We start from the raw sequence: 23,666 nt of genomic DNA on the forward strand, positions 1-23,666 counted from the left end.
GGAGCGGTCCGACTCGTGCCCGCCCTACAGGTAGGGGCCCGACCCCATGTGGGGGTGGTCCTCCTGCGGCTCGGCGCCGGGGCCGCCCTGGGCCTGGAGCCCGGACACACCCGGGGGAAGCGCCTTGCGCATATTCTCCAGCTGCGCCCGGGCCGCCATCTGCTGGGCGAACAGGGTGGTCTGGATGCCGTGGAACAGGCCCTCCAGCCATCCCACCAGCTGGGCCTGGGCGATCCTCAGCTCCGCGTCGCTGGGCGCGGCACCCTCCGCGAAGGGCAGGGTCAGCCGCTCCAGCTCCTCGATGAGCTCCGGGGCGAGCCCGTCCTCCAGCTCCTTGATCGAGGAGGTGTGGATCTCCTTCAGCCGGGCGCGGCTCGCCTCGTCGAGCGGGGCCGCCTTCACCTCGTCCAGGAGCTGACGGATCATGCTGCCGATCCGCATCACCTTGGCGGGCTGCTCCACCATGTCCGCGAGGGTGCGCGGCTCGTCGGAGCCGTCGTCGTCGCCGTTTCCGTGGCGGTCGTCGGTACCGACCACCAGGACCTGCGGTTCCTTCTGGTCGTCTGCGTTGCTCATCGATCCCCTAGTTCGGCTGTGTCCGGCACGCTGTCAACGGGTGAGAAGGATCTTGCCTGTGTGCGCGCTCGATTCCATCACGCGGTGCGCCTCCGCCGCGTCCTCGATGGACAGTGCGCGGTCCACGACGGGGCGGATGGTTCCCTCCTCTACCAACGGCCAGACCTGCTCCAGTACTCCCGAGACGATGGTCGCCTTCTCCTGGGCCGGACGGGAGCGCAGCGTGGTCGCCTGGACCGAGAGGCGTTTGACCAGCATGCGGCCGAGGTCGATCTCGGCGGCGCCCCCTCCCATCAGACCGATGATCACCAGGCGCCCGTTGGTGGCCAGCGAGCGCAGGTTCCCCTCCAGGTAGGAGCCGCCCATGATGTCCAGGATCAGGTCCGCGCCGCCCTCGGCCCGCAGGACCTCGGTGAAGTCCTGGGTCCGGTAGTTCACGGTGATCTCGGCGCCCAGGTCACGGCAGCGCGCGAGCTTCTCCTCGCTGCCCGCGGTGACCGCGACGCGGGCGCCCAGCGCCTTCGCGAACTGGACGGCGAACGTGCCGACCCCGCTGCCGCCGCCGTGGACGAGGACGGTCTGCCCGGCACGCAGGCCGCCGACCATCACGAGGTTGGACCACACGGTGCAGGCCACCTCGGGCAGCGCAGCCGCGTCGGTCAGGCTGACCCCGCGCGGTACCGGCAGGAGCTGGCCGACCGGGACCGCCACCCGTTCCGCGTATCCGCCGCCGGTCAGCAGGGCGCACACCCGGTCCCCGACGGACCAGCCGGTGCCGTCGGTGCCGGGTCCCAGCTCGGCGATGGTGCCCGAGCACTCCAGACCCGGGTACTCGGAGCCGCCCGGGGGAGGGGGGTAGAAGCCCTGGCGTTGGGACACGTCCGCGCGGTTGACCGCGGTGGCCGCCACGTCCACCAGGACCTCGCCCTCCCGGACGACGGGATCGGGGACCTCGGACCAGGCCAGGACCTCGGGGCCGCCCGGTTCGGTGATTCTGATCGCGTGCATGGGGCCGACAGTACCCAGACTCGGGACCGAAGGGGAGGAGGGTTCGGGGGATCACTCTGTTCACGGTGCCGGTGAGGATGCTTTTCTGGTGCAGCACGGGTATGAGAACCCCGAGGGCCCCACCCCCGCAACCCGGCGGGACCCTTCCTCCACAGACACACCCCTCGACGCAGGAGAGCCCCGGTGGCACAGCAGGAACAGAACGGGTCGGCAGCCGAGTCGGAGCCGCACGAGCGGTCGGGCTGGCACGGAACCGACGACTCGGCGGAGGTCGAGGAAGCACCGGGCTCGCCCGCGCCCACTCCCAGGGAGCAGTGGTTCGGCGGGTTCGAGGGGGCGGCCCCGCCCCCGCCGCCGTACGCGCGCCTGCCCGAGGACACGCCGCCGCCGACGCCTGGCACGGCCTTCCGGGCACCGGCGCCGGAGGACGACGTGCCGGACGAACCCGAGGAGGAGGCGGACGGCACGGTCCGGCTGTTCCCGGGTGCCCGCGACCGGAGGCCCCGGCCCTCCGGTCCGTGGCAGGAGGAACGCCGCCCCCAGCGACCCCAGCGCCTCGGGGGTCAGGCGGAGGAACGGGACCCGTTGGCGCCGCGCGGCACCCCCGGCGACTCCGACGTGCCCGAACCCGAGCAGCTGCCACCGCTGGAGGCCGAGCGCGCCGAACCGGTGGAGGCCGATCGGGCGGCACCGCTGGAGCAGGGGCCCTCGGGGTCCTGGGCCGGTCCCGCCCCGGCGGGGAACACGCGGCCCCCGCTGGGCCCTCCGGGGCTCTGGACGACCCCGGAACCCCCGTCCCCTCCGCCCTCCCTGACCGGTCCCCGCGACACCGGCCTTGGAAGCCAGCCCTGCAGTGGCAGCCAGGCCCCGGCACGCCCTCCGTCGCCCCCCACCGACCACGGGGAGACCTCCGACTCCCTCAGCGCGGCCACGCTCGTCCGCAACCGCCGCTACGGGCCCACGGGCGGCTGGCGCCGCGCCGTGCACAGCGCCAGCCTCGGCCTGATCAACCCGGGCGAGTCCCCCAGGGTGCTGCGCGAACGCGAGCTGGTGGCCCGCGCGAGCACACCGGTCGCCGCCGGGCACCACAGGGTGGCGGTCCTCAGCCTCAAGGGCGGGGTCGGCAAGACCACCACCACGGTCGCCCTGGGCGCCACCCTGGCCTCGCTGCGCGGGGACCGGGTCCTCGCCGTCGACGCCAACCCCGACCGGGGCACGCTCTCGGACAAGGTGCGCCTGGAGACCGCCGCCACCATCCGTGACCTGCTCAACGAACGCCACCTGGTGTCGCGGTACGCGGACATCCGGGGCTTCACCTCCCAGTCGCCCAGCCGCCTGGAGATCCTCGCCTCCGACCGCGACCCGGCGGTCTCGGAGGCGTTCAGCGACGCCGACTACCGCGAGGTGGCCCGGATCGTCGAGCACTTCTACTCCATCTGCATCACCGACTGCGGCACGGGGCTCCTGCACGCGGCCATGCGCGGGGTGCTCGGGCTGGCCGACCAGGTGGTGCTGGTGAGCTCGGCCTCCGTGGACGGGGCGCGCAGCGCCAGCGCCACCCTCGACTGGCTGGACGCCCACGGGCACGGGGGGCTGGTGCGCGGCGCCGCCGTGGTGCTGTCCATGGTGCGCTCGAACAGCAAGAGCAGCGTGGACCTCAACCGGCTGGAGGAGCACTTCGCGGGGCGCTGCCGGTCCGTGGTGCGGGTGCCCTGGGACGGGCACCTGGAGGAGGGCGCGGAGGTCGACCTGGAACAGCTCGCCCCCGCGACCAGGGACGCCTACCTGCAGCTGGCCGCGAACGTGGGGGAGGCCTTCGCGCGCTGAGAGGACGCGCGGGCCCGCCCTCGCCGGTTTCCCGGCACCCGGTCCCGACAATGGAGGTGAGGGGAAGAGGTGGACATGAACGCACAGGAACGCCCGCCAGCGGTCATCGCGGGGGTGGACGGCTCACCCATCGCCGGAGCGGCGCTGGCCTGGGCGGCGGACACCGCCGCCCGGTACGGGCGGCAGCTCAGGATCGTGCACGGCCTCGGCCTGCCCGCGGTGATGGGGACCCTCCCCTCGTCGGAGCGGTACCAGCCCGGCGACGAGGTCCGGGAGGCCGGGAACGCGCTGCTCTCCGAGAGCGCCGAGCACGTCCGTGCCTCCCACCCCGAGCTGGACGTGGCCACCGTGCTGGCCTCGGAGGACGCCCCGGAGGTCCTGCTCGACGAGGCCCGCCACGGTGACGTCATCGTCGTCGGCTCCCGAGGGCTGGGCGCGGTGCGGGCGATCATGCTCGGCTCCGTCAGCCTGCGCACCTCCTCCCACGCCCCCTGCCCGGTGGTGGTCGTCCCCGAGGCGGCCCCGGAGCCGAGGGGCAGACTCGTGGTGGGGGTGGACGGCTCGGAGTCCTCACGCAGGGCACTGCGCTTCGCCCTGGAGCACGCTCTGGCCACGGACGCGGAGGTGGTGGTGGTCAACAGCTGGGAGGTGCCGCTCCCGGAGGACCCCACCGACGGGCCGTCCCCGCACGAGGAGATGTTCGACCGCCAGTCCGAGGAGGTGGTCGCCGGGGTGCTCGCGGAGGTGATCGACGACCGGACCCAGGCCCTGGAGATCAGCGCGGTCCGGATGCAGGCCGACCCGGTGGACGCCCTGCTCGAGGCGGGGGAGGGCGCGGACCTGATCGTGGTGGGCTCCCGGGGGCGCGGCGGGGTCCGGGGGCTGGTCATGGGCTCCACCAGCCAGGGCGTCCTGAGCCGGGCGCACGGCCCGGTCGCGGTGCTGCCGCCGCACTCCGACGACTGACGGATTCCCTGTGCCGTTCACGTGTGTTCGTGCCCCACTCGGTGATGATGGTGAACAGAGGGAACTCTTCTCAAGGGGGAACCATGTCAAGCGAACGACAACGTCCCAGCAGGGTGGTCGTGGGCGCGGACGGATCGGACCACTCGCGGGCGGCCCTCGTATGGGCGGCCGCCGAGGCCGCGCGCCGTGACGTCGAACTGCACGTCGTGTACGCGCTGGGGATGCCGCTGATCGTGTCCGCCTACGGGGGACCGACCCGCTTCGAGCCCTCCGACGAGATCTCGGGGCAGGCCACCACGATCCTCTCCGAGGCGATCGAACTGGTCCGGAAGGACCACCCGTCCGTCCGGGTGGAGACGTTCACCGCCCTGGAGGAGCCGCCGCTGGCGTTGATCCGGGACAGTCACCCGCACGACCTCATCGTGCTGGGCACCCGTGGACTGGGAGCCTTCGCCTCGATGTTCGTCGGGTCCGTGAGCGTCCGGGTGTCCGCGCAGGCCCCGTGCCCCGTGGTCGTGGTCCCCACCGGCCCCAAGGGCAGGCCGGCCACCACGAAGCTGGACCGGATCGTCGTGGGTGTCGACGGGTCGAACCCCTCCCGGCGCGCCCTGGGACTGGCGGTGGACCTGGCCGCCGAGACCGACGGCGAGCTGGTCGTGGTCAACAGCTGGGAGGTCCCCTACCCGTACGACCCGATCGCGATGACGGCGGCCGGGCACCAGCCGCAGGAGAACATCTTCGAGCGGCAGTCCGAGGAGCTCGTGGCCGAACTCCTGGCCGAGGCCATGGACGAGCAGCGCGACGACGTGAACATCGAGGTCACCGTGGTGCGGACCCAGTCCGGCCCGGTCGACGCGATCCTGGAGGCCGCCGAGGGCGCCGACGCCATCGTGGTGGGTTCCCGTGGTCGGGGCACCATCCGGGGGCTGCTGCTGGGCTCGGTGAGCCAGGGCGTGCTGCACCACGCGAAGATCCCCGTCGTGGTGCTCCCCAAGCACGCCGACGAGGACTAGGGAGGGGCGGCCCAGGGGCCGCCCCCCTTTCTAGGTCGTGCTTTTTGGATCATTCCGCGCTCGCGTGGCCAGGCTGCCTCTCGCTGCGCCGATGAAGCTCGGACAGCCAACCCCGGGCTGGCCTTCGCTCATCGTCTTGCGAGAGATGGCCTGGCGGCCGCTCGCATCGATGGCGGCTCCGCCGCCACCGGCGAAAGCATCCACAAAACACTCCCTAGCTCTCCAGCTCCGACCTGCCGCGGGAGGCGCCGCTGGCCAGGACCCAGACACCGCTGACCACGAACGGCGCCAGCATGAAGAAGTAGGTGGTCCAGGACCCGCCCAGGCTGGGTACCAGCACGGCCAGGGCACCGGCCGTGAAGACCACCCCGAGGGTGACCCACAGGACCTTCTGTCTGCCTCTTCCGATCGTCCTCACCCCGTACTTCCGTGTGCGTCGCCGGTGTCGAACCGGTCACCCTCCGGCATACCGAACCAAAGGCCCGCCAAACCCTCCCGTGGCGATTCGTCGACAAAGCGACAGGTCCACGCGCGACCACCGAGCGGACAGGACCCCGCTCTGTGCCGACGGCGTCTCAGGTCCCGGTCGCGGAGGCAACTCGGTACCTCAGGTGGGCGTGGGTTTCTGGGATGAGGTTGAACTAGTGGATCAGCGACTGCAGACCCACGATCCACATCACTCCCCAGCCCTCGGACCACACGAAGAAGACACTGCACACGGCGGTGAAGACCAGAGCGGTAGTCGAGAACCTGATCAGCCACCAGTTCGCGGGCCCGAGCACGCGGGCCGCACGCTCACGTCGCTTCGCATTGCGCTGGGGTTTCATGGCCTCGCGTTGGAGCCTGTTGGCGTCGAGGTCGTGAGGGGCCCGATGGCGACCGGCCAAGCGGGGGTTCCTCTCCGGTCAGTGTGTGGATGCTCCTCAGGGGTGGAGCTCTGGGTTGACGCCAGCGTCCACCGCCGAACAACGCTGCGATGAGAGTCGGCCAAGACATCTCTCCAGTAGTCATGAAATACATACCCGCCCGTCTACAGAGAAAGCCGCCCCAGCCTCTGATCCCGGCGACGGCGAAGGGTATGGGGTTTGACCATGAAGCCCCGTTGATCAGAGAGAGTCTGACGACCTGTCGAAAAAGCAATCAAACGCTATTGACCTGCACTTACGTACCGAGGTGCCCCCAGTGCTTCCGGCCTCTTCTCGAAGTCATGTGCGATGGAACCGAGGGCGTTCCGGGGGTCTGACACCCGGAGAGAGGCCGCTTTGGCAACTCTGTGAGAGGGCAACCCACGGTGCCGGTCCCGCGTGGTTCTGGTGCAGTCGGCCGGTGGTCTCGCGCGTCCTGAGTCGCGCCAGGTTCCGTGTGGGCTCGCGGGGCCCATGGGGGCGCGAGCTCCTCGGTACTACCGGTGCGTGCCACGGGGTCGCTCACTGATGTTGCCATCGATCTTTGGGACGAAACCTTCTGACAGGGCCGAGTGGCCTGGGTCACTATAGTGTCCACGGGCATTTCTGGTCCCCGCTCGGTCTTGGACCTGTCCGAAAGGTGGCTTTGGTGTGTGGCCGTGCGCCCGGGGCCGGGCGTCAGCCCCGCAGCCCGAGCGGAGGTCGCTGGCCGCCGCGCCGTCGCCTTGATCCACTACAGCGCAATTCGGCAGACTGCAGCGGCGTAGTTAAATATTTTTCCACTTCATTAATCAATACACTAAAAAAATGAGACGCAAATGAGACCCGATGATTCGACTCTACTGAGAGTGGCATTACTTCGCTTTAATAGTTTGCGAATGTCTCCTGCGCCGGACGACCGTGAAGATTTAAGCGTGAGTGAGGTGATCGAGGAATGTCTAGAGAACGCAGAGATCTATTTCCCTAAGCACTTGAACTGGTCGAAAAAAAACTCTATTTCAAGGCTCAAATGGAGGCGGCGCGATCGAAAGCGTGTCAGCCGGGGCGTAATGAAGAGGTATGGAGAAGCATTCAGAGACTTTGAATCATCCTTGGCTGGCTGTGACTTCGTAAATAATTCACTTATAAACGCATACTGTGATAGGAGAGATCAAGACTCTGATCAACGTGTGCCCCCACTTCTTGGCACAGATTCCGTGGGAGGCTACCATCTAAGGGTTCTTCTTCTCTTGGGAATGCACGCGCGAAGCATACGGCTTGGCACAGAAATTCTTTTACTTATGAAAGAAGGCCACCCTGAGGCTGCAGCATCCCGAGCTCGAACGTTGTATGAGCTTACGGTAAAGATGATGATCATTTGCTCTGACAACCCTGACAGTGACTGGGAATTGGCAGAGCGATATTACGTATCCGCCCAGCTGGAGGAATACTCTAAGGGTGAGCTCTTCTCAGATAATATTAGTGGAGTAGAGGCAGAGTTGCGAGATGCAGCTTTAGCCCGTTGGGGAAAATACTTCTTTTCTGGTCAAAATAATTGGGCTGCTCCAGCGGTAGCAGGTGGCATTAGCGGCAAGATAACGTTTCGACAGATGGAGGAGGCAGTAGGGGCAGAAGAGATCAGGCATATATACCGAGAGTTTAACCATGCAGTTCACGCAGGTGCGAAGAGCGTTATTGAATCGACTGACTTCCGAAAAACTTATCTCAATAATTGCCGAGGTGAAGTAAATATTAAAATGACAGGCCGAGTTGGCCACTCAGTTGCTTTTTTTCTGAAAATAGGAACCATGGAAGTCTCTAGAAGGCTCACTTCAGATTTAGAGGAGTGGGACTGGGGGTTGTCGGTCATTCACTTTCTCCGAGAAATTAACAAGGCAAATAAAGGATTTTCTCAAGTGTACAAGTCCAAAGTCTGAATTTTCAACGTTGAAGTTCACTGCTGTTTGAGTGGACATCACATGAATGAGTCATCCCACTCCTGAGTCGACTCCACCAAAATTTCGATATCGGACGCTGGTTCCGCCGCACACACCACCGCATAGAGCGTCATTTTTTAGCCAAGCCGCAACTCTTACCCGAGCGCGCCCAGTCGCCGCCCGTTGTGGATACGTACCTATGGGCTTGGTGTCTAGAGAAACCGGAAGGCCAACGGCGCAGGCCTCGGCCATTCGGTCGGACACCTCATCGGGGGTTAGCCATTTAACGGCGGTGGTTTCGGGCGTCGGGTGCTCTTTGCCTCTAGGTGGTTTGCGGCGGAAAACCAAAGCGACGATTCCACGGTCCAGATTCTTGTTGACGCCGGTGATTCGCTCCACCCTAGCGTGGGCGCCAGATTCTTCCAGAACCTCGCGGACAATTCCCTCCTGCGGAGCCTCGTTCATTCCAGCTTCCCGCCCGGCAGATCCCAGTTGCCGTTGTCCCTGCGTTTGGTCACCAACATCCGTCCATCTTCGCGCATGACGGCTCCCGCGACGGACACGGAATGCGGCGGTGTTGACGCGGACTGCTTTTTATCGTTGTTCATCCGTCGCGGGCCCACATTCCGGTCTTGCTGGGTAAGAGGCTCTTCTCAGCTTGGCTGAGAGCAAGTTGCCAAGGGAAGGTATCGAACGCGCTGGTTTCGCTACCGGCTTCGTGAGGGACGAACGCCCTAGCCCGATCAACACTGATATTTCTTCGGCCCGGAGCTTCCTGGCGCTCTCTCGGAACGGCGCTCTGTTGGCGTAGGCCGAGTTCACGAACGGGAGGATCACAGTGGGCACGTCAATGTCAATCGCCTCGTTCACGACATCCAGGACGTAATTGTCGGCGATTCCGCTGGCCAACTTGTTGATGGTATTGAATGTGGCTAGGGCAATGATGATGGCATCAGCCTTCGGAGATCGGGGCTCGCCTGGCTCGCGGTGCGTGCTCCGTACAGGGCGGCCAATCTGCTTCTCCGGCCTCTCGACGTCGATGAAGGCTATTGCCGAGGGTGTAGCCGTCACCTGTACAGTCCATCCCTGATCCTAAGCCATCCCCGCCAACGTGCCGACTTCCGCAGCGGGTCCGGCCGTGCACACTACCACGTAAAGCGTCTTACCTTCCGCCACGGAATCAGGGACCGACCCTCTCCGCGAGTTCGCTCACATGGCCATACAGGTTCCCGATCGCTCGGCCGCGAATGTTGTTGATGAGCTGGCGGAAAACAGGACGGGCACTCAGCTCCTCGCTCGCCATGTCCTCCGCTGTGAGCAGCGCTTGGAAGGCGTTCTCTGTCTTGCCCACTGCTGATAAGCGCGGACTGCGTCGATGAACAGGATCACCTTGCGTTCCATGACCTCGATATTGCCCAGCTCAACATGGCGGGCGTAGTCGATGGCGCTGCCTGCATCCCCGATTTCAACCGCCGCGTTCACTCGGTGGAGCAACACGACGGTCCGAAGGCGGTCCACTAGTAGTTGAAATCACCGCCGAGACGTCCCCCTACTGCTCCAGCTTCGTTAAGCAGACTGAGCGCATGGCCACGGTTCTCGCGCTTGGCTGCCGAGACCGCACCGCTCAACAGAAGGGCCCCGTACACCGATAGGGATTCCGGGGTGGGCTCGTCCATGGCACGGTCCACCCGCTCGGCAGCGCTCGTTGCCAGTTCTCCGTCGCCGCTTTGTAGTGGCGCTCCCACATCAGCGCGCGGGTGAATGCCCTGGCGCTCGCACCCACCACCGCGGGGCTCTCGCTGTCTTCTACCGCGCGCATGCTGCGGTCCGCCGCTACGGTCAACCCACGCTCTTCACACTTGAGCAGCAGACTCGCCGCTACGTGGAACGCCTCCGCCCTGAGCGCATGCACCTGGGTGGGGCCATCGCCCTCCACACTAGTCACCGCGTCGTCCAGGCTGAGCAGCAGTTCGGGTGTCGCTTGGCGACCGGAGTGTAGTGGAACGCCTGGTATCCGGCCTTGGCCGTGTGCCCGCTTGGCGGGCTCACTGAGGCTCGTCGCCGGGGCGTGGTTCCCCTGCCGCGTCCTGCGTTCCGGGTCAGTGCTGCGGCGATCTCGTCCATGTCGAGTACGGACGTTGCTACGGCCTGGAACAGGGCGCTTCCGGGCAGTTCGGCGAATTCGCGACGGCGCACCTCCGAGTCCTTCCCGGAGTCTGAGCTCGTGTGCACGGTCCTCCCTAAGGAAAGCGGGGCTGCCGTGCTGCCGGTTCCGGTGAACTTGCTCGTGTTTTGCTGGACAAGACTGAACAGCATGCGCGACTGGTCCGGCATCGCAAAGTCACGGGCAATTCGTTCGAAGACCTCAAACGAAGTTACGGTCTTCTGCCCTCGGATGCCTCGCCCACCCAGCCCCGAGACACTCCGGTAGCGGCGGAGATCGCCATCTGGCTCACCCCGGCGTACTGCTGCGCGAACTGGAAAAGCGCCCGGACATCGCTCCTTCTGAGAAATTCTGCGGTGCTGTCGCGCTCCCATGCCCACGAGGGGATAGTGATCTGGCTCGTCGCGTCTCCCGGCATCGTGGCTCCTCGACACTCCGATGGAGGAGTGACGGCCAGTATCCACCTTTGTCATCCCTCTGGGGAATGGGTTTCGGGAAACCGAATCGGGCTTGTTGGTCCATGGACAGCCGCAGCGCGAACCCGTGCAGGTCCGTGCGCCCTCGTCGCCTGGTCCTCGTTCAAACCGCAGCCGATCGACGGCAGGTAGTCCGGACAGTTTGTGCGCGGACCGCTCAGGGGCAGGGCGTTCGGTGCGCTCCGAAGTATCCGGCACGGTAATGGCTTTGGCCTGCTGACCCGCCGTGCGCGTACCGGAGCCCACGCGGGTGGAGCTCTGGCCCGCTCCGGAGCCCATCGTGATACATGATGCCGGCCCCCGCGCCTACAACCTCCTCCTGCGCGGCGCCTGTGCGCACTCCGAGCGAGTCTGCCGCGCACGTCGAGTCGTGTGGGGCCCGCATGTGCTGGCACGGATCCCTCGACATCCCAGGCTTGTCGATGACTTGTCCGAACCGCGCGACCTGGTGCGCGCGGCCATCGCAGTCGGGGCGGTGCGGCGATGATCGTGGACGTACTCGGTACGGTGCTCGACTGAGAGTCGCTCATGGAGTGGGCGCGTGCCCAGGGACTGCGGGTGCGCGTGGCGTGCGAGGACTGGCAGTCCATGACCTACGAGCCCCTGTCCCGGCAGGCTGGCGGCACGTCGTTGGTACGACGGCACTGGTGGATGCTGTTCGCTGAGGTCTCGCGGCGACGCCTGCGCAAGTCCTACATGGTCGGTATGAGGTCGACTGAGCCCAGTGCGTCCACGCGCGATGCGTCGTGCCTCCGGTTCTCTCCGTTCGGACGATGTCGCCCGGCATGACGTGACCCTCGTGGCCGCCGTACTGGTGGAGGTCCAGCGGGGGAGAGCTGCCATGAGTGTTCCCGACGGTTGGGGGAGAACGCCGACCGGGGGTCTACCCACCCCTCGAACCCGGTCAAACCGGCCGTGGTCGCGGGACGAGGCTGCTGCTGGAACGACGAAGGCCGGTGGCCTGGTCCCTGGGGACCAGGCCACCGGCCTTCCGTTCTGCGGAGGGTATGGGATTTGAACCCATGAAGCCCCGTCAAGGACTTGGTGCTTTTCAAGAGCACTGCACTCGGCCGCTATGCGAACCCTCCCGGGGAGAGGAGCCCTCTCCGCCAGACATGGTAGCCCACGGCGGAGGCGGGTTCGCGGGAGTGCTCGGTGTCGTCCGGGGGTGGCGCTTCCGGGTTACTCGTGAGTAACCTTGGGGGTATGCAGAAAATGGACGCCGAGACGGCGGAGATGGTCAAGTCCGGGTTCCTGGCCGCGGTTCCCTTCGCGCGCACACTGGGTGTGACCTTCAGCGAACTGGACCACGGTCGCGCCGTCATGCGGTTGCCCGACGACGCCGACCACCACAACCACGTGGGCGGCCCGCACGCGGGCGCCATGTTCACCCTGGCCGAGTCGGCCTCGGGTGCCATCGTGATCGGCACCTTCGGCGACCAGCTGGAGCGCGCCGTTCCCCTGGCCGTCAGCGCCGAGATCACGTACCTCAAGCTCGCCATGGGCGACGTGACCGCCGAGGCCACGCTGGGCCGGTCGAGGGACGAGGTCGTCGCGGAGCTGGACGAGGGCAGGCGCCCGGAGTTCCCCGTGGAGATCGAACTGCGCACCGACGACGGCACCGTCACGGGCCGGATGACCGTGCTGTGGACGCTGCGTCCCAACCGCGAGTAGCCGCAGACTGTCGGTACCGCTGGGTACGTTGACCGGAGGCAACGACCGGGAGGCGCAGTGAGACTACGTGTGGACCGTGACGCGTTCGCGGAGGCGGTCGCGTGGACCGCCAGGGCCCTGCCGACGCGGCACGCGGTCCCCGTACTCGCCGGGATGCGCCTGGAGGTCTCCCCGGACGGGAGCTCCCTGCACCTGTCCGGCTTCGACTACGAGGTCTCCACCCGGGCCTCGGTGGAGGTCCTCGCGGAGGAGTCCGGGGCCGCGCTGGTGCCCGGGAGGCTGCTGGCGGAGATCGTCAACAACCTGCCCTCGGGCACGGTGCGGATCGAGACCGACGGTTCCCGGGTGCGCGTCAGCGCCGGTGCGGCCAGGTTCACCCTGATCACCATGCCGCTGGAGGACTACCCCAGCCTGCCCGGGATGCCCGGGCGGATCGGCTCCGTGCCGGCGGACGCGCTCACGGCGGCGGTCCGCCAGGTGACCCCGGCGGCCAGCAGGGACGACACCCTGCCGATGCTCACGGGTGCCTACCTGGACTTCACCGGCGACCGGTTGAGTGTGGTGGCCACGGACCGCTACCGCATCGCGGTCCGCGAACTCTGGTGGAAGCCGGAGGATCCGGGGATCGACGCCGATGCCCTGGTGCCCGCGCGCACCCTGGCCAACACGGTGCGGGGCCTGATCAACCAGAGCAACGTGGACGTCGCCCTCGGGGGCGAGGGCATGATCGGATTCGAGAACGGCGAGCGCGCGACCACCACCCGGCTGATCGACAGCGACTTCGTCAAGTACGCCTCCTGGTTCCCGACGGAGTTCTCGGCGCGGGCCGAGGTCCCCGTGGGGCCGCTGCTGGAAGCGGTCAAGCGGGTCGCCTTGGTGGCGGACCGAAACACGCCGCTCCGGCTCGCCTTCACGGAGGGTGAGGTTGTGCTGGAGGCCGGATCCGGGGACGACGCCCAGGCCGTGGAGGCCCTGGAGGTCGGCTACGAGGGTGCCCCGATCCGACTGGCGTTCCGGCCCGACTACCTGGCGGACGGGCTGACCGGGGTGGAGACCGACACCGCCCACCTGAACTTCACCGAGCCGACCAAACCCGCCGTGTTCACCGACGCGGCAGAGGAACCCTCGTTCCGCTACCTCGTTCAACCCCTCCGGGTTAGTTGACCAGGTGTTTTGCTGTTCTTGGGAAAGTTCTCCACAGGTTATCCACAGGCTGCTTCCTCAGCCTGTGGATAACCCCGGGTGATCGGCCCTCTCGGGGCTCGAACGGCCTCTCGAATCGGCCCGTATTTCCTGTGTGACATGGGAAAACGGGGCGCCTGTGGATTTCCTGCACAGCCTGTGGATAACTCGGGGTGAGGGGCTATTCGCCCTCGGCCAGAGTGGACGTCCGTCCGCTGGTCACCGGGGTGTCCAGCCCCAGCTCCGCCTGGCGCCCACGGCGGTATCCGGCGCGGTACCCGGCCGCGCTGTGGGTCCGCTCGGGGCGGTGTTTGCGCAACTGTGGGAATTGCTTGTGGAACTCTTCGTTCACCCGGTTCGGATCGTCCCGCAGAACCAACTCCGCGCCGCGAGCCGAACCGTTCTCACCGTTACCCTCAGTGACGCCGGACTCCGCGTCCTGAGCGGCCATTTCCTGGAGTCGCGTCCTGAACTCCCGAATGCGTTCGGCCACGGCCTGACCGTAGGCGCGCACGAACGACCGGTAGTAGCGCTTGCGTTCGGTCTCCAGTTCGGAGCGGGTGTAGTTGCGCAGTTCCCGGATGTCGGCCACGTGCGAGGAACTCATGAACCTGGCCGAGGCCTCCATCTGCATGGAGATCGACGGCATCAGCATCCGCAGCGCGTCCAGGGCACTGACCGTCCCCACCAGGATGATGGTCCGGTCGGTGTTCTCGGAGTTGTTCCCGCGCACCGCGGACTGGCATCCGTACGCGGCGGCGATGTCGGCCAGGGCTCTGACCCTGGCCTTGCCGTGGCCACCCACTCCGGGGACGGTGTAGTCCATACGGCTGATCGCGTCCGGTTCCTCGCCCCTCTCGGCGCGGGCCTCGGCCTCGGCGATCGCGTGGCGGGTCATCAGCTCGGCGGCCTTGGCGGTGAACGCCTGGCTCTCGGCATCAGTGACCGCGGGGTCCTCCGCCATGCGAAGGAGCCCGCGGACCCGCTCGACCATCTTCTGACGAGCAGCTTCAGTCATCGGCGCCGGTTGTCTCCCGTAGGTGAGGTGTGGTGCATCCGCTCCTTGGCGGAAAACATCGAGCCTAGGCCCTTCTGTTCCCCGCCACCATCACGGCGGCGCCCGACCACCCCTACTTCTTGTCGCCGGCGACCATGGCCACCACGCCGATGATGAGCCACAGGGCGAGGCCCACACCGAGACCGGCCCAGAGGCCGCCGAACAGGCCGCCGATGATGGCGAAGTCGGTGATCACGGACACGACGTAGCTCACCACGGCGGTGGCGCCACCGCCGAGGATGGCCGGGGCGCTCGCGTAGCGGAACGGGTAGGTGGCGGCCCAGCGGCGACCACGGCGGTCGCCCTTCTTGCTCAGCACGCCGCCGACCCCGCCGATCAGGGCGAAGAAGAAGATGCCGGTGGTCACGGCGGCCGGGATACCGGCCAGACCGAAGTTGGCAATGAAGGAGAGGGCACCGGCCACGGTGCCGCCGACGACGGACGCCCCCCAAGGCCAGATCATCGTCGCCGAGGCGACGGGAGTGAATGCGTTACCGCGCTCCAGCGTCATGTTCACAGCTCCAGTCGAATCGCGTGGCGCCCACTCTTCGCAGGGCCGTCCCCCTCAGGATGCGGGGCCAGGGGCGGACCGCACATCAGGGCCCGTCCCTGACTTACCCCCGAGGCGGTGCCTTGGCACCTGGCCGCGGAGGAAAGCAGACACGAATCATCCCAGAACGGTGGGGTCGCCGCCTCTCGCGAGTCCAACGATCGGCGGGGCGCGAAAGTGCCCGCCCCGAGGGGTTCGTGGCCGACACCGCCGCGACCGGGCGCGGATCCGTGGACTACGCCGTGGCCGAGCGCAGGTCGGCGCTCAGGTGCGGCCAGGCGGTACGGAAGGCGGGGAGCAGGGGCAGCTCCTCGGCGGCGTCCACCGAGACCCACCGGATCTCCTTGCTCTCCGAGTTCCCGGGGCGGAACGGGGTGAGGGTCGGCACACGGAGCAGGAACGTGTCGTAGCGCCACACGGACAGGTCCTGCTCGTGGCGGCCCAGGACCGTGTAGTCCTCGAGGTCGCCCGCGACCTCCTCCCGGAACTCCCGCACGGCCGCCTCCAACGGGGTCTCGTCCCGGTTCCGGGCTCCGCCGGGGATGCCCCAGGTGCCGCCCATGTGCGTCCAGCCCGCGCGGTGCTGGAGCAGGACGTGACCGGAACCGGCCACGTCGGTGGCGTACAACAGCAGCCCGGCGGCGCCGTACCGGCCCCACCTGCGGGATCCGTCGGCCAGGTCGACCCAGCCGTTTCCGTCGCCCTCCTGCATCAAAGCCCTCCAACCAGAGCCGTTCCTCGTGTCCCGCGATCGGGGGTTCCCCGGTCCGTGAGCAGTGGACCAGGGGAATCCACGGAGACCGTTCCCGCTAACCTCTTGAACCTATGGCCCGCCTGACCTCTTCCGCAGCCGCTCTGCCCGTGTACGCCCTCGGCCTCGTCCGAAGCCACGGGGTCCCCCTGCTGTGTGCCTACACCGCGGGGATGCTGACCCACACGCTGCTCATGCGGGGGCTGGTGGCGCTGAACGACGTCAACCCCACCCTTTCCCTCGCGGGGCTCGGTCTCACCCTCCTCGTCACCCTGATCACCTTCGTCGTCATGTTCCAGCTGCTCAGGCCGGGCCTGCCGATGATCGACTCCGAACTGGGCGCCCAGGTCGTCCGGGGCCGCCGGAACGGGTTCGCCGAGAGCGAGCGGAGGGTGGTCGACGGGGTGGCGCTCGCCATCTTCCCCTTCCTGCTCTTCTACGGGGCCTGGGGACTGATCGGGGAACAGTACGACACCTACAGCGTCAGTCTGCTCAACACGGGTGGCCTGGAGGCCTTCGCGGCGCCCACCGAGCTCTCCTGGTTCGGCCTGCCCCTGGTCGTCGCCGTGACCGCCTGGGTGCTGCGCCGGGTGTGCGGCCGCTTCTACGAGGCCAACCGCAACCCGGTGCTGGGCGTGCTCACGGCCCTCTTCGAGGGCGTGTGGATGTTCCTCGCGGTCTTCTCCGTCGGGGTGTTCCTCAGCCTCTGCCAGGAGTGGATGTCGAACCGTGTGGTCTGGGTGGGCCTGGAGACCGGTGTGACCGGCCTGCTCGACGGGATCGGTCAGCGGATCGACGTCCCCGCGCTCTCCGCGGGGGTGGCCTCCGCCGTCGCGAGCACGTGGTCCGTGCTCAAGGAGGGATTCCTGGGCCCGATGCTCTGGCTGACCATCACGGCGGTGGTCTACCGGGCCCAGATCGACGATCACGACGCGCTCTTCGAGGAGCGCCGGGGTGGCGGTGAGTTCGGCGCCGTGGTCAACCGGGCCGCGCGGATGGGCCGTGTGTTCGGCCGGGCCGCCTCCTCGGACTTCCGGGAGAAGTTCAGTCCCTGCCTGAACGCCGTCCGCTTCGTGCTGGGCGCCGGTCCGGTCTTCTACCTGACCTTCTGTCTGTACTTCGTGCTCCTGGACGTGGCCTTCAGCCAGCTGAACCGGGGCCTGTTCGTCCTGTTGGGGCCGGGTGACTTCCGGGGCGAGCTGTGGCCGTGGCTCCAGCCGGTCGACTTCGCCGTCGACGCGCTGCACATGCTGTTCCGCCTGTGCCTGCTGGCCGCAGCCTTCGAGATCGCCCTGCGCAGGGCCGAGGAGACCAGCGTGGGCCGCCGCGTGCGCCGGGTCGCCGGGCACGCCGTCCGCTGAGCCGTCGTCGGAGTCAGTCGAGGAGCTCCGGCTCGAACAGCAGCGCCTCGGGGCGCGGAGCGGCCTTGTCGGCGGAGGTGGCCACGGTGACCTCGAACCGCAGGTCGTCCGCGACCTCGGCCGGGACCAGGTACGTGACGACCAGGGACTGCGTGGTGCCCGCCGGGATCGGTTCCCAGTCGCCGCCGGTGCACCCGCCCATGACCCGGCCGGGGTCCTCCGCGAGGTTGCGCAGGCTGAACTCGTTGGTCGGCTGCCAGGCGCGGCCCTCCCCGTCGAGTGCGCGGAACCGGCAGTAGTCCGCCAGCCGTGTGCTGGCCTCCCCGTCTCCGGGGGTGACTTTGAAACCGACGTCGACGATCTCGGTCCCCTCGGGAGGGGCGGGCAGGGTGTCGAGGAAGCCGGTGACGTAGCCGACGGACTCCCACTCGCTCCCTGCGAGGTCGGCGGTCCGCCCGGAGACGGGTGCGGCGTCGGGGCGGACCAGGCCCTGTTCGCGTGCGGCGTCGAGTTCGGTCAGGTAGGGCCAGACCAGGACACAGGGCAGGAGCACGACCAGGGCGCCAAGGTACGGCAGGTGCAGGCGTTTCCACAGGGGGCGGGCGTGCCGGACGGGACCGGTCGACGCGCGTCCTCCCACGTGGCGGGCGGGGTGGGTGGGACGGGTGGGGCGGTCACCGTTCCAGGGGTGCTCCCGGGGAGGGTGCTGCCACGGCTGGTCGGGCCGTTGGTACCGATGCCCCTGGGGCCCCTGAGGGCTCTGGGGCGGCTGAGGCGGTCCGGGGCGCGAGGCGGGCGGCGCCGGTGCCCGTGGGGGTCCCTGGGGTGGTCCTGGGGGCGCGGGAGGCTGGCCCGGGTGTCCTGGGCCGGGCTGGGGCGGGAACCGTCTCTGGGGTCCCTGCGGGGCCTGAGGGCCCGGAGGTGGAGGAGGCCCCTGGGGTTGGGGAGGCCCTTGGGGGCCCGGAGGTGGACCGGTGGGTCCGGTCGGGGGCTGCCCGGGTCGTCCCGGGTGGCCGTAGGGGGTGTTGTCCGGGCGCGGCCAGCCGGGCCCGGAGCGCCAGTGCGGGTTATGTGGACGCATGGTCGTCCTCCCCGGTCTCCGCGCCGTCGGCCCGGAGCTCCGCCGGGAGGAGGGTCGCGGGTCGGTCGGTGGGTTCGGGGTTCTCCAGGCCGAGGTCGACCTTCGCCTGGGCGCCCAGGCGGCTGTCGTAGCCGAAGGCGTGGGTCACGACCAGCGCGGGCTTCTCGATCCGGTCCGTCGGGACCTCGAACACGAACGCGCCGTGCACCGGCAGGCCGGGGGAGAACGTCTGGTGGTCGAGACTGTCGCGGAACCAGCCGCGCTCGACGTAGACGGAGCCGTCCCTCATCCGCAGCTCGGACGGGAGGTTCTCGATGGTCTCTCGGGTGGCGGTCACGTCGGCCCAGACCAGGACCCAGGCGCCGTTGGCCTCGACGGTGTGCGTACCGCCGTCCGCGTCGTCGGGGACCTCCAGCGACGTGGCGAGGTCCACCTCGGTCACCCGGACGGCGAAGTCGTCGGTGGTCACGGCCGCGTCGGTGTCACCGGCCGTGGTGATCGGGTCGACCATGTCCTCCTTGCCCACCACGAAGCGTTGGAGGACCGCGATGAGGACCACCAGGCAGGCGCAGGTCAGGATGGAGAGCGCGCGGTTCACCGGCCGCTCCCCTCCAGGGGGACGGTGACCGCGCCCGCGAGCTTCTTGTCGGACGGCCACAGGACGCCTCCGCCGCCACGGGCCTCCAGCCTCTCGACCTCGTGCACCGTGACGACCAGGTCCTCGATCGTGTCGGGGTCGACGCCGTCGGGAAGGTCCCAGGAGATGATCGCGTCCTTCTCCGGCATGTGCGGTTGCAGGTGGGAGACGATGCCGTCCGGCATGCGCTGGAAGAGGACGGTCGGGTGCTCGGTCCGCTTCCCCGCTGGCTCGATGTTCACGACCACGGCCTTGACCGCGTCGAAGACGGAGACCGGCCTCTCGGAGCCGTGCATCTCGATGTCCGCCCGCAGTTGGAGCTGGTCTCCGAGCTCGCCGGTGACGACCCTGGCCTCGTGCGGGGAGATCCGGATCAGGGAGTTCTCCACCTCGGTCCCGGCCGCCGAGGGCTCGGACACGGCGTCGGCCCGCTCCAGCCCGCCGAACACGGCAACGCCGAGCAGGCCGACGGATCCGACCGCCCCGGCCAGCGAGACGAGGGCGAGGCGGGCGAGCGGGTTCCGGGGGAGGGGGGACCGACGGGGGGCGTCGGTCGCGAGGACATGGTGCACCACGAGGCGCAAGTGTAGGGCCAAAGGGTGCCGAACCCCCTGGACGCCCCCGTGCCCGCCCGAACCTGGCCGGAAGAGGACACCTCGGATCCGCCCAGCGCAGGACGGGTTCCGTTACCCGGTTCGGCGGAGGAACCGGGGGCGCGGGCGGGCCTGGAGCGCGGGAGACGTTCGCCTGCGCGTCCACGGGGTAGGAGGGGTAACCGTGCTCCCAGGTGTCCGGCGTTCGCCCGCGGTCGTACGCTCTTCCGGTGACACGGGGCGTCCGCTTCCGTGGTCCTCTCCGCGAGAACGTGGGAACGCGGTCATTCGTGTTCGATCTTTCCGACCGGGGAAACGGTGGGGAACGCCGGAATCCCCCTCGGCGCGGGAAGTGAACAACGCGTAGCGCCTTTGTGACCTTGGGTTTTTCCGCTCGGACTGAAAGCCGGTTGAAAGCGGAGCGGAAGAGGACCTCTCTAGCGTCAAGGGTGTCGTCGGATCGGTAGCTGCGTGAGGACGGCTCGCAGCTCCCTGTGGTCCGACGGCTGTCGGACACATGCCATCCGTGGCGTAACTGAGGCGGAAGCGCCACGGATGGCGGATCCGCCGGAAGACGGTGGCCGCATGATGCTTCGTAGACGTAGGGCGACGTTACGGCTCTACACGAGTGCTGTACGCAAAGGAGTACGAGTGCCGAAGATGCTGACAGTGGACGAGCGGTTCGACGCGATCGTCTCCGGCGTGACGCCGGAAGCCAGGATTGATCCCTTCCAGGAGCCCACTCCGAAGGAGAGCGTCCCCGCCGAGCGCGAGGACAAGCCGGAGGAGAAGAAGACGGAAGACAAGTAGACGGGCGTCTTTGAGGAGCCGCCGCTCCGAGTGCTGGTGAAGAGGGGGGCACTCGGCGGGGACGGACTCGGACGCATTCCGAATTCCACAAGGTGGCCTTGCTAGGGTTGCTCCTTGTGGAATTCGGCGTGCTTGGTCCCATTGCCGCGTGGTCCGAGGGACGACCCCTTCCGGTCGGTGGACCACGCCAGCGGTGTGTTCTGGGCGCGCTCCTGGTGTACGCCGGTCGAGAGGTCACCTTCGACCAGCTGATCCACTTCCTGTGGAGCGACGACCCCCCGCGCACGGCGCGCTCGGTCATCCAGGTCCAGGTCTCCCACCTGCGCCGGGCGTTCCCGGGAATCATCAGCACCACCTCCGGCGGGTACCTGGCCGACGTCGACCCCGGCCGCGTCGACCTGCACCGGTTCCGGGATCTGCGCGACGGAGCCGACCCCGCCGATCCGGAGACCGCCCTCGCGCGGCTCTCCGAGGCGCTGGAGTGCTGGCGCGGGGTCCCGTTCTCCGGGGTCGGGTCCGAACGCCTCTACTACTCTTTGGTGTCCCCGCTCCTGGAGGAGCGCTGGGCCGCCGTGGCCGACTGGGCCTCCTACGCGCTCTCGTTGGGCCGTGCCAACGAGGTGGTCTCCTACCTCACGCCGATCATCCGGCAGGAACCGCTCCGGGAACGGTTGCACCACCACTTCATCACCGCCCTCTGGCACACCGGTGAACGGGCCGCGGCGCTCTCCGCCTACGAGGAGATCCGCTCCCGCCTGGCGGACGAGCTGGGCGTCGACCCCGACCCCGACCTCACCGCGCTGCACACCCAGATACTGCGGGCGGACACCTCCGAGCAGACCCCGGCCAAGGGGCTGTCCTCGCCCTTCCCCGTGGTGAAGGACCACTTCGTCGTCCGGAACGACCTCCCTCGGGACATCCCGGACTTCGCCGGGCGGCGGGAGACCCTGGAGCACCTGGTCGGTGTGGGGACGTCCGAGGACGACCGGGCCCGGGTCTGCGTGATCTCGGGCAGCGGCGGCTCCGGGAAGACCACGCTCGCCGTGCGCGCCGGGCACGAACTGGTGCACCACTTCCCCGACGGGCAGCTGTTCATCGACCTGTACGGGTACACGGCCGAGAAGAAGCCCCTGGACGAGGGGGCGGCACTGGGCGCCCTCCTGCGCGCGGTCGGCGTGCCCTTCGAGGAACTGCCCGACTCGGTGGACGAACGCTCCGCGCTCTGGCGGGCGACCCTCCGGGGCAGGCGCCTGCTCGTGGTCCTGGACAACGCGGTGAGCTACGCGCAGGTCAACCCGATCCTTCCCTCCGCCGAGGGCACGCTCACCCTGATCACCACCAGGAACGACCTGGCCGGGCTCAGCGGTACCGACTACGTCTCCCTCAGCATGCTGGGGGAGGAGTCGGCGCTGGAGCTCCTCGGCAAGGTCCTGGGGGAGGACAGGGTCGTCCGGGAACGGGACCAGGCCCTGAGGGTGGTGCGGATCTGCGGCGGCCTCCCCCTGGCACTGCGGGTGGTCGCCGGACGCATGGTCAGCAGACCGAAGTGGACCTTCGGCCACGTCGAGCGCCGGTTGAGCGAGCAGAGTCGCCGCTTCCGCGAGCTCCAGATGGACGGGCAGAACGTCGAGGCGGCGATCGACCTCTCCTACCAGAGCCTCAACGGCGAACAGCGGCGCGCCTTCCTCCTGCTCGGCGTGCTGGTCGGTACCACCGTGGACCTCCACGGGGCGTCGGCGCTGCTGGACATGGACCCCATGGACGCGGACGATCTCCTCCAGGGGCTCGTGGGCGTCTGCCTGCTGGAGGAGCCGGACGGCGACGTCTACCGCCTGCACGACCTCATCGGTGACTTCTCGCGCTACCGGGGTTCGTCCGACCTGGAGCCAGCGGAGGCCGAGGAGGCCAGGGGGCGGCTGGCCCGGCAGTACATGCACGTCTCCCAGCGCGCGGCGGACCTGTTGGGTCCGCGTGCGCACGGCGGCTCGGACGAGGCGGGGGGCTCGCGGTACCGGGCCGAACTCGCCGACCGGTCCGAGGCGGAGGCCTGGTTCGACCGCCACCAGGACAACGTCGCCGACGTCATCGACTTCTACAGTGACGGGGAGAGTGTCGATGAGGCGTGGCGGATGGCCGACGCGGTGTGGAGGTTCTACGCCCAGCGCGGCAAGATGGGCCTCCTGCTCACCTCGCAGGAGAAGGCCCTGCGCGCCAGCGAGCGGCGCGGCAGCCAACGGGGTCGCGCGGTCACCCTCATCGGCATGGGGATCGCGCACTGCCTCTCCGGACGGTTCGACAGCTCGCTCTCCCACCTCCAGGAGGCCCTCCGTCTCTTGGAGGAACTGGGCGACGAACGCGGGATCATCCGCGCGCTGGCCAACCTCAGCATGGTCCACGAGCGCACGGGGCGGTTCCGGGAGTGCTCCGAGTGCGTGGAGAGGGTCATCTCCTACGCGGTGTCCCAGGGGGACAAGCAGTTGGAGGTGATGCAGCGGGCCAACCTGGCGGTGGTGTACATGAACCTGGGTCGGTACCAGGAGGCCCTGGCACTCAGCGAGGGGGTCCTGGCCCTGGGCGCCGACGAGAGCCTGGACAACAGCCGGGTCCAGGCGGCGCTCATCGTCGGTGAGGCCCGGACGGCCCTCGGGGACCTGGAGGGCGCCTACGAGGCCCTGCGGATCGCCGTCGCGCTGTGCGAGGGCAAGAGCACGAAGGAGATGTACGCCCACAACTCCCTGGGCGTCGCCTACAGGGCGGGCGGAAGGTTCGACGAGGCGGTCGAGGAACACCGGACGGCGCTCGAACTGGCGGACCGGAGCGGCAACCGCAGTGCGGACGCGGAGGTCCTGACGGACCTGGGGGCGACCTACTCCGCCGCCGGCCGGCACGCGGAGGCCGCGCGGACCCTGGAGAAGGCACTGGCCATGGCGCACGAGCGGGGCGAGCGGTACGTCGCGGCCAGGGCCTCGCTGGCGCTCGCCGGGCTGCCAGCGCCGGTGGTGGACGCCGAGCGCGCTCGGGGTCTGCTCACCGACGCGCTCCGGACCTTCGAGGAACAGGGCCTGCCCGACGCCGACCGGGCCCGGGAAGCACTCAAGGACCTCTGAACTCCCCGGCGG

General features: G+C 68.4%; 20 protein-coding genes, 1 tRNA gene and 1 pseudogene. 9 read left to right on the forward strand and 13 right to left on the reverse strand.

All coding sequences use genetic code 11. The features are described 5' to 3' along the window. Positions 1-24: 24 nt before the first annotated feature. Positions 25-576, reverse strand: a complete 552-nt coding sequence (locus ACFW3L_RS21925) for a bacterial proteasome activator family protein (RefSeq protein WP_378743345.1) — start codon at positions 574-576, stop codon at positions 25-27. Positions 577-609: 33 nt separating this feature from the next. Next, complete coding sequence (locus tag ACFW3L_RS21930) at positions 610-1,584, reverse strand: NAD(P)H-quinone oxidoreductase (RefSeq protein WP_378743347.1); 975 nt, start codon at positions 1,582-1,584, stop codon at positions 610-612. Positions 1,585-1,767: 183 nt separating this feature from the next. Here ACFW3L_RS21930 and ACFW3L_RS21935 point away from each other — a divergent pair, with 183 nt between their 5' ends. The 3 genes from ACFW3L_RS21935 to ACFW3L_RS21945 all read left to right on the forward strand — a co-directional run bounded on the left by ACFW3L_RS21935 (position 1,768) and on the right by ACFW3L_RS21945 (position 5,390). Next, entirely contained in the window at positions 1,768-3,411 is a 1,644-nt protein-coding gene (locus ACFW3L_RS21935; protein WP_378743349.1) for an AAA family ATPase, read from the forward strand. A gap of 75 nt (positions 3,412-3,486) precedes the next feature. Then, on the forward strand, positions 3,487-4,377 hold the full coding sequence (locus tag ACFW3L_RS21940; protein WP_378743351.1) for a universal stress protein: 891 nt from the start codon (positions 3,487-3,489) through the stop codon (positions 4,375-4,377). Positions 4,378-4,460: 83 nt separating this feature from the next. Then, positions 4,461-5,390 carry a universal stress protein gene (locus tag ACFW3L_RS21945; protein WP_378743353.1) on the forward strand — a complete coding sequence of 310 codons (930 nt, stop codon included), beginning with the start codon at positions 4,461-4,463 and terminating at the stop codon, positions 5,388-5,390. A 214-nt stretch (positions 5,391-5,604) separates the two neighbouring features. On the opposite strand, the gene ACFW3L_RS21950 is transcribed toward ACFW3L_RS21945, so the two are convergent. Beyond that, positions 5,605-5,808: a hypothetical protein gene (locus tag ACFW3L_RS21950; protein WP_378743355.1), complete on the reverse strand. Its 204-nt coding sequence runs from the start codon at positions 5,806-5,808 to the stop codon at positions 5,605-5,607. Between the two features lie 223 nt (positions 5,809-6,031). After that, the gene (locus tag ACFW3L_RS21955; protein WP_378743357.1) at positions 6,032-6,277 is read right to left on the reverse strand and encodes a hypothetical protein; all 246 of its coding nucleotides are present in this window, start codon (positions 6,275-6,277) and stop codon (positions 6,032-6,034) included. A gap of 932 nt (positions 6,278-7,209) precedes the next feature. On the opposite strand from ACFW3L_RS21955, the gene ACFW3L_RS21960 reads away from it, so the two are divergent. Beyond that, positions 7,210-8,211 (forward strand): DUF5677 domain-containing protein, encoded by a 1,002-nt coding sequence (locus ACFW3L_RS21960; RefSeq protein WP_378743359.1) that lies wholly within the window; start codon positions 7,210-7,212, stop codon positions 8,209-8,211. Positions 8,212-8,262: 51 nt separating this feature from the next. Here ACFW3L_RS21960 and ACFW3L_RS21965 read toward each other — a convergent pair. The 3 genes and pseudogenes from ACFW3L_RS21965 to ACFW3L_RS21975 all read right to left on the reverse strand — a co-directional run bounded on the left by ACFW3L_RS21965 (position 8,263) and on the right by ACFW3L_RS21975 (position 11,939). After that, positions 8,263-8,819, reverse strand: a pseudogene (locus ACFW3L_RS21965) (NUDIX hydrolase). Then, entirely contained in the window at positions 8,806-9,282 is a 477-nt protein-coding gene (locus ACFW3L_RS21970; protein WP_378743361.1) for a flavoprotein, read from the reverse strand. Before ACFW3L_RS21970 ends, ACFW3L_RS21965 begins: the two are co-directional and overlap by 14 nt. Positions 9,283-11,850: 2,568 nt before the next feature. Continuing rightward, positions 11,851-11,939: transfer RNA gene (locus ACFW3L_RS21975), tRNA-Ser, on the reverse strand. Between the two features lie 127 nt (positions 11,940-12,066). On the opposite strand from ACFW3L_RS21975, the gene ACFW3L_RS21980 reads away from it, so the two are divergent. Further along, positions 12,067-12,525, forward strand: a complete 459-nt coding sequence (locus ACFW3L_RS21980) for a DUF4442 domain-containing protein (protein ID WP_378743438.1) — start codon at positions 12,067-12,069, stop codon at positions 12,523-12,525. A 69-nt stretch (positions 12,526-12,594) separates the two neighbouring features. Beyond that, positions 12,595-13,689: a DNA polymerase III subunit beta gene (gene dnaN, locus ACFW3L_RS21985; protein ID WP_378743363.1), complete on the forward strand. Its 1,095-nt coding sequence runs from the start codon at positions 12,595-12,597 to the stop codon at positions 13,687-13,689. Positions 13,690-13,888: 199 nt separating this feature from the next. Here the strand turns inward: dnaN and ACFW3L_RS21990 are convergent, their stop codons facing one another. The 3 genes from ACFW3L_RS21990 to ACFW3L_RS22000 form a co-directional block, all read right to left on the reverse strand. Next, positions 13,889-14,701, reverse strand: coding sequence for a DUF2786 domain-containing protein (locus tag ACFW3L_RS21990; protein ID WP_378743439.1), 813 nt, complete (start codon positions 14,699-14,701; stop codon positions 13,889-13,891). A 136-nt stretch (positions 14,702-14,837) separates the two neighbouring features. After that, on the reverse strand, positions 14,838-15,275 hold the full coding sequence (locus ACFW3L_RS21995; protein ID WP_378743440.1) for a hypothetical protein: 438 nt from the start codon (positions 15,273-15,275) through the stop codon (positions 14,838-14,840). 274 nt (positions 15,276-15,549) lie between these two features. Continuing rightward, complete coding sequence (locus ACFW3L_RS22000; RefSeq protein ID WP_378743365.1) at positions 15,550-16,026, reverse strand: NUDIX domain-containing protein; 477 nt, start codon at positions 16,024-16,026, stop codon at positions 15,550-15,552. Between the two features lie 212 nt (positions 16,027-16,238). On the opposite strand from ACFW3L_RS22000, the gene ACFW3L_RS22005 reads away from it, so the two are divergent. After that, the gene (locus ACFW3L_RS22005; RefSeq protein ID WP_378743367.1) at positions 16,239-17,426 is read left to right on the forward strand and encodes a hypothetical protein; all 1,188 of its coding nucleotides are present in this window, start codon (positions 16,239-16,241) and stop codon (positions 17,424-17,426) included. A 13-nt stretch (positions 17,427-17,439) separates the two neighbouring features. Here ACFW3L_RS22005 and ACFW3L_RS22010 read toward each other — a convergent pair whose 3' ends face one another. The 3 genes from ACFW3L_RS22010 to ACFW3L_RS22020 form a co-directional block, all read right to left on the reverse strand. Beyond that, entirely contained in the window at positions 17,440-18,066 is a 627-nt protein-coding gene (locus tag ACFW3L_RS22010; protein ID WP_378743369.1) for a hypothetical protein, read from the reverse strand. A gap of 427 nt (positions 18,067-18,493) precedes the next feature. After that, entirely contained in the window at positions 18,494-19,105 is a 612-nt protein-coding gene (locus ACFW3L_RS22015) for a hypothetical protein (protein ID WP_378743371.1), read from the reverse strand. Beyond that, positions 19,102-19,719, reverse strand: coding sequence for a hypothetical protein (locus ACFW3L_RS22020; RefSeq protein WP_378743373.1), 618 nt, complete (start codon positions 19,717-19,719; stop codon positions 19,102-19,104). The genes ACFW3L_RS22015 and ACFW3L_RS22020 overlap by 4 nt, the downstream gene beginning before the upstream one ends. Before the next feature lie 669 nt (positions 19,720-20,388). On the opposite strand from ACFW3L_RS22020, the gene ACFW3L_RS22025 reads away from it, so the two are divergent. Together ACFW3L_RS22025 and ACFW3L_RS22030 are read left to right on the forward strand one after the other, a co-directional pair. After that, on the forward strand, positions 20,389-20,547 hold the full coding sequence (locus ACFW3L_RS22025) for a hypothetical protein (RefSeq protein WP_378743442.1): 159 nt from the start codon (positions 20,389-20,391) through the stop codon (positions 20,545-20,547). Positions 20,548-20,675: 128 nt separating this feature from the next. Then, positions 20,676-23,654 (forward strand): BTAD domain-containing putative transcriptional regulator, encoded by a 2,979-nt coding sequence (locus ACFW3L_RS22030; RefSeq protein ID WP_378743375.1) that lies wholly within the window; start codon positions 20,676-20,678, stop codon positions 23,652-23,654. The last annotated feature ends 12 nt before the right edge of the window (positions 23,655-23,666 follow it).

This window comes from Nocardiopsis sp. NPDC058789 (genome assembly GCF_042745575.1).
Taxonomy (GTDB): domain Bacteria; phylum Actinomycetota; class Actinomycetes; order Streptosporangiales; family Streptosporangiaceae; genus Nocardiopsis; species Nocardiopsis eucommiae.

What these genes read in the sequence shown, in the direction of transcription:
- ACFW3L_RS21940 (WP_378743351.1), top strand. Translation starts at nt 3,487, where the DNA reads ATGAACGCACAGGAACGCCCGCCAGCGGTCATCGCGGGGGTGGACGGC.
- ACFW3L_RS21945 (WP_378743353.1), top strand. Translation starts at nt 4,461, where the DNA reads ATGTCAAGCGAACGACAACGTCCCAGCAGGGTGGTCGTGGGCGCGGAC.
- ACFW3L_RS21995 (WP_378743440.1), bottom strand. Translation starts at nt 15,275, where the DNA reads ATGACGCTGGAGCGCGGTAACGCATTCACTCCCGTCGCCTCGGCGACG.
- ACFW3L_RS21930 (WP_378743347.1), bottom strand. Translation starts at nt 1,584, where the DNA reads ATGCACGCGATCAGAATCACCGAACCGGGCGGCCCCGAGGTCCTGGCC.
- ACFW3L_RS22005 (WP_378743367.1), top strand. Translation starts at nt 16,239, where the DNA reads ATGCTGACCCACACGCTGCTCATGCGGGGGCTGGTGGCGCTGAACGAC.
- ACFW3L_RS21925 (WP_378743345.1), bottom strand. Translation starts at nt 576, where the DNA reads ATGAGCAACGCAGACGACCAGAAGGAACCGCAGGTCCTGGTGGTCGGT.
- ACFW3L_RS22000 (WP_378743365.1), bottom strand. Translation starts at nt 16,026, where the DNA reads ATGCAGGAGGGCGACGGAAACGGCTGGGTCGACCTGGCCGACGGATCC.
- ACFW3L_RS21990 (WP_378743439.1), bottom strand. Translation starts at nt 14,701, where the DNA reads ATGGTCGAGCGGGTCCGCGGGCTCCTTCGCATGGCGGAGGACCCCGCG.
- ACFW3L_RS21980 (WP_378743438.1), top strand. Translation starts at nt 12,067, where the DNA reads ATGGACGCCGAGACGGCGGAGATGGTCAAGTCCGGGTTCCTGGCCGCG.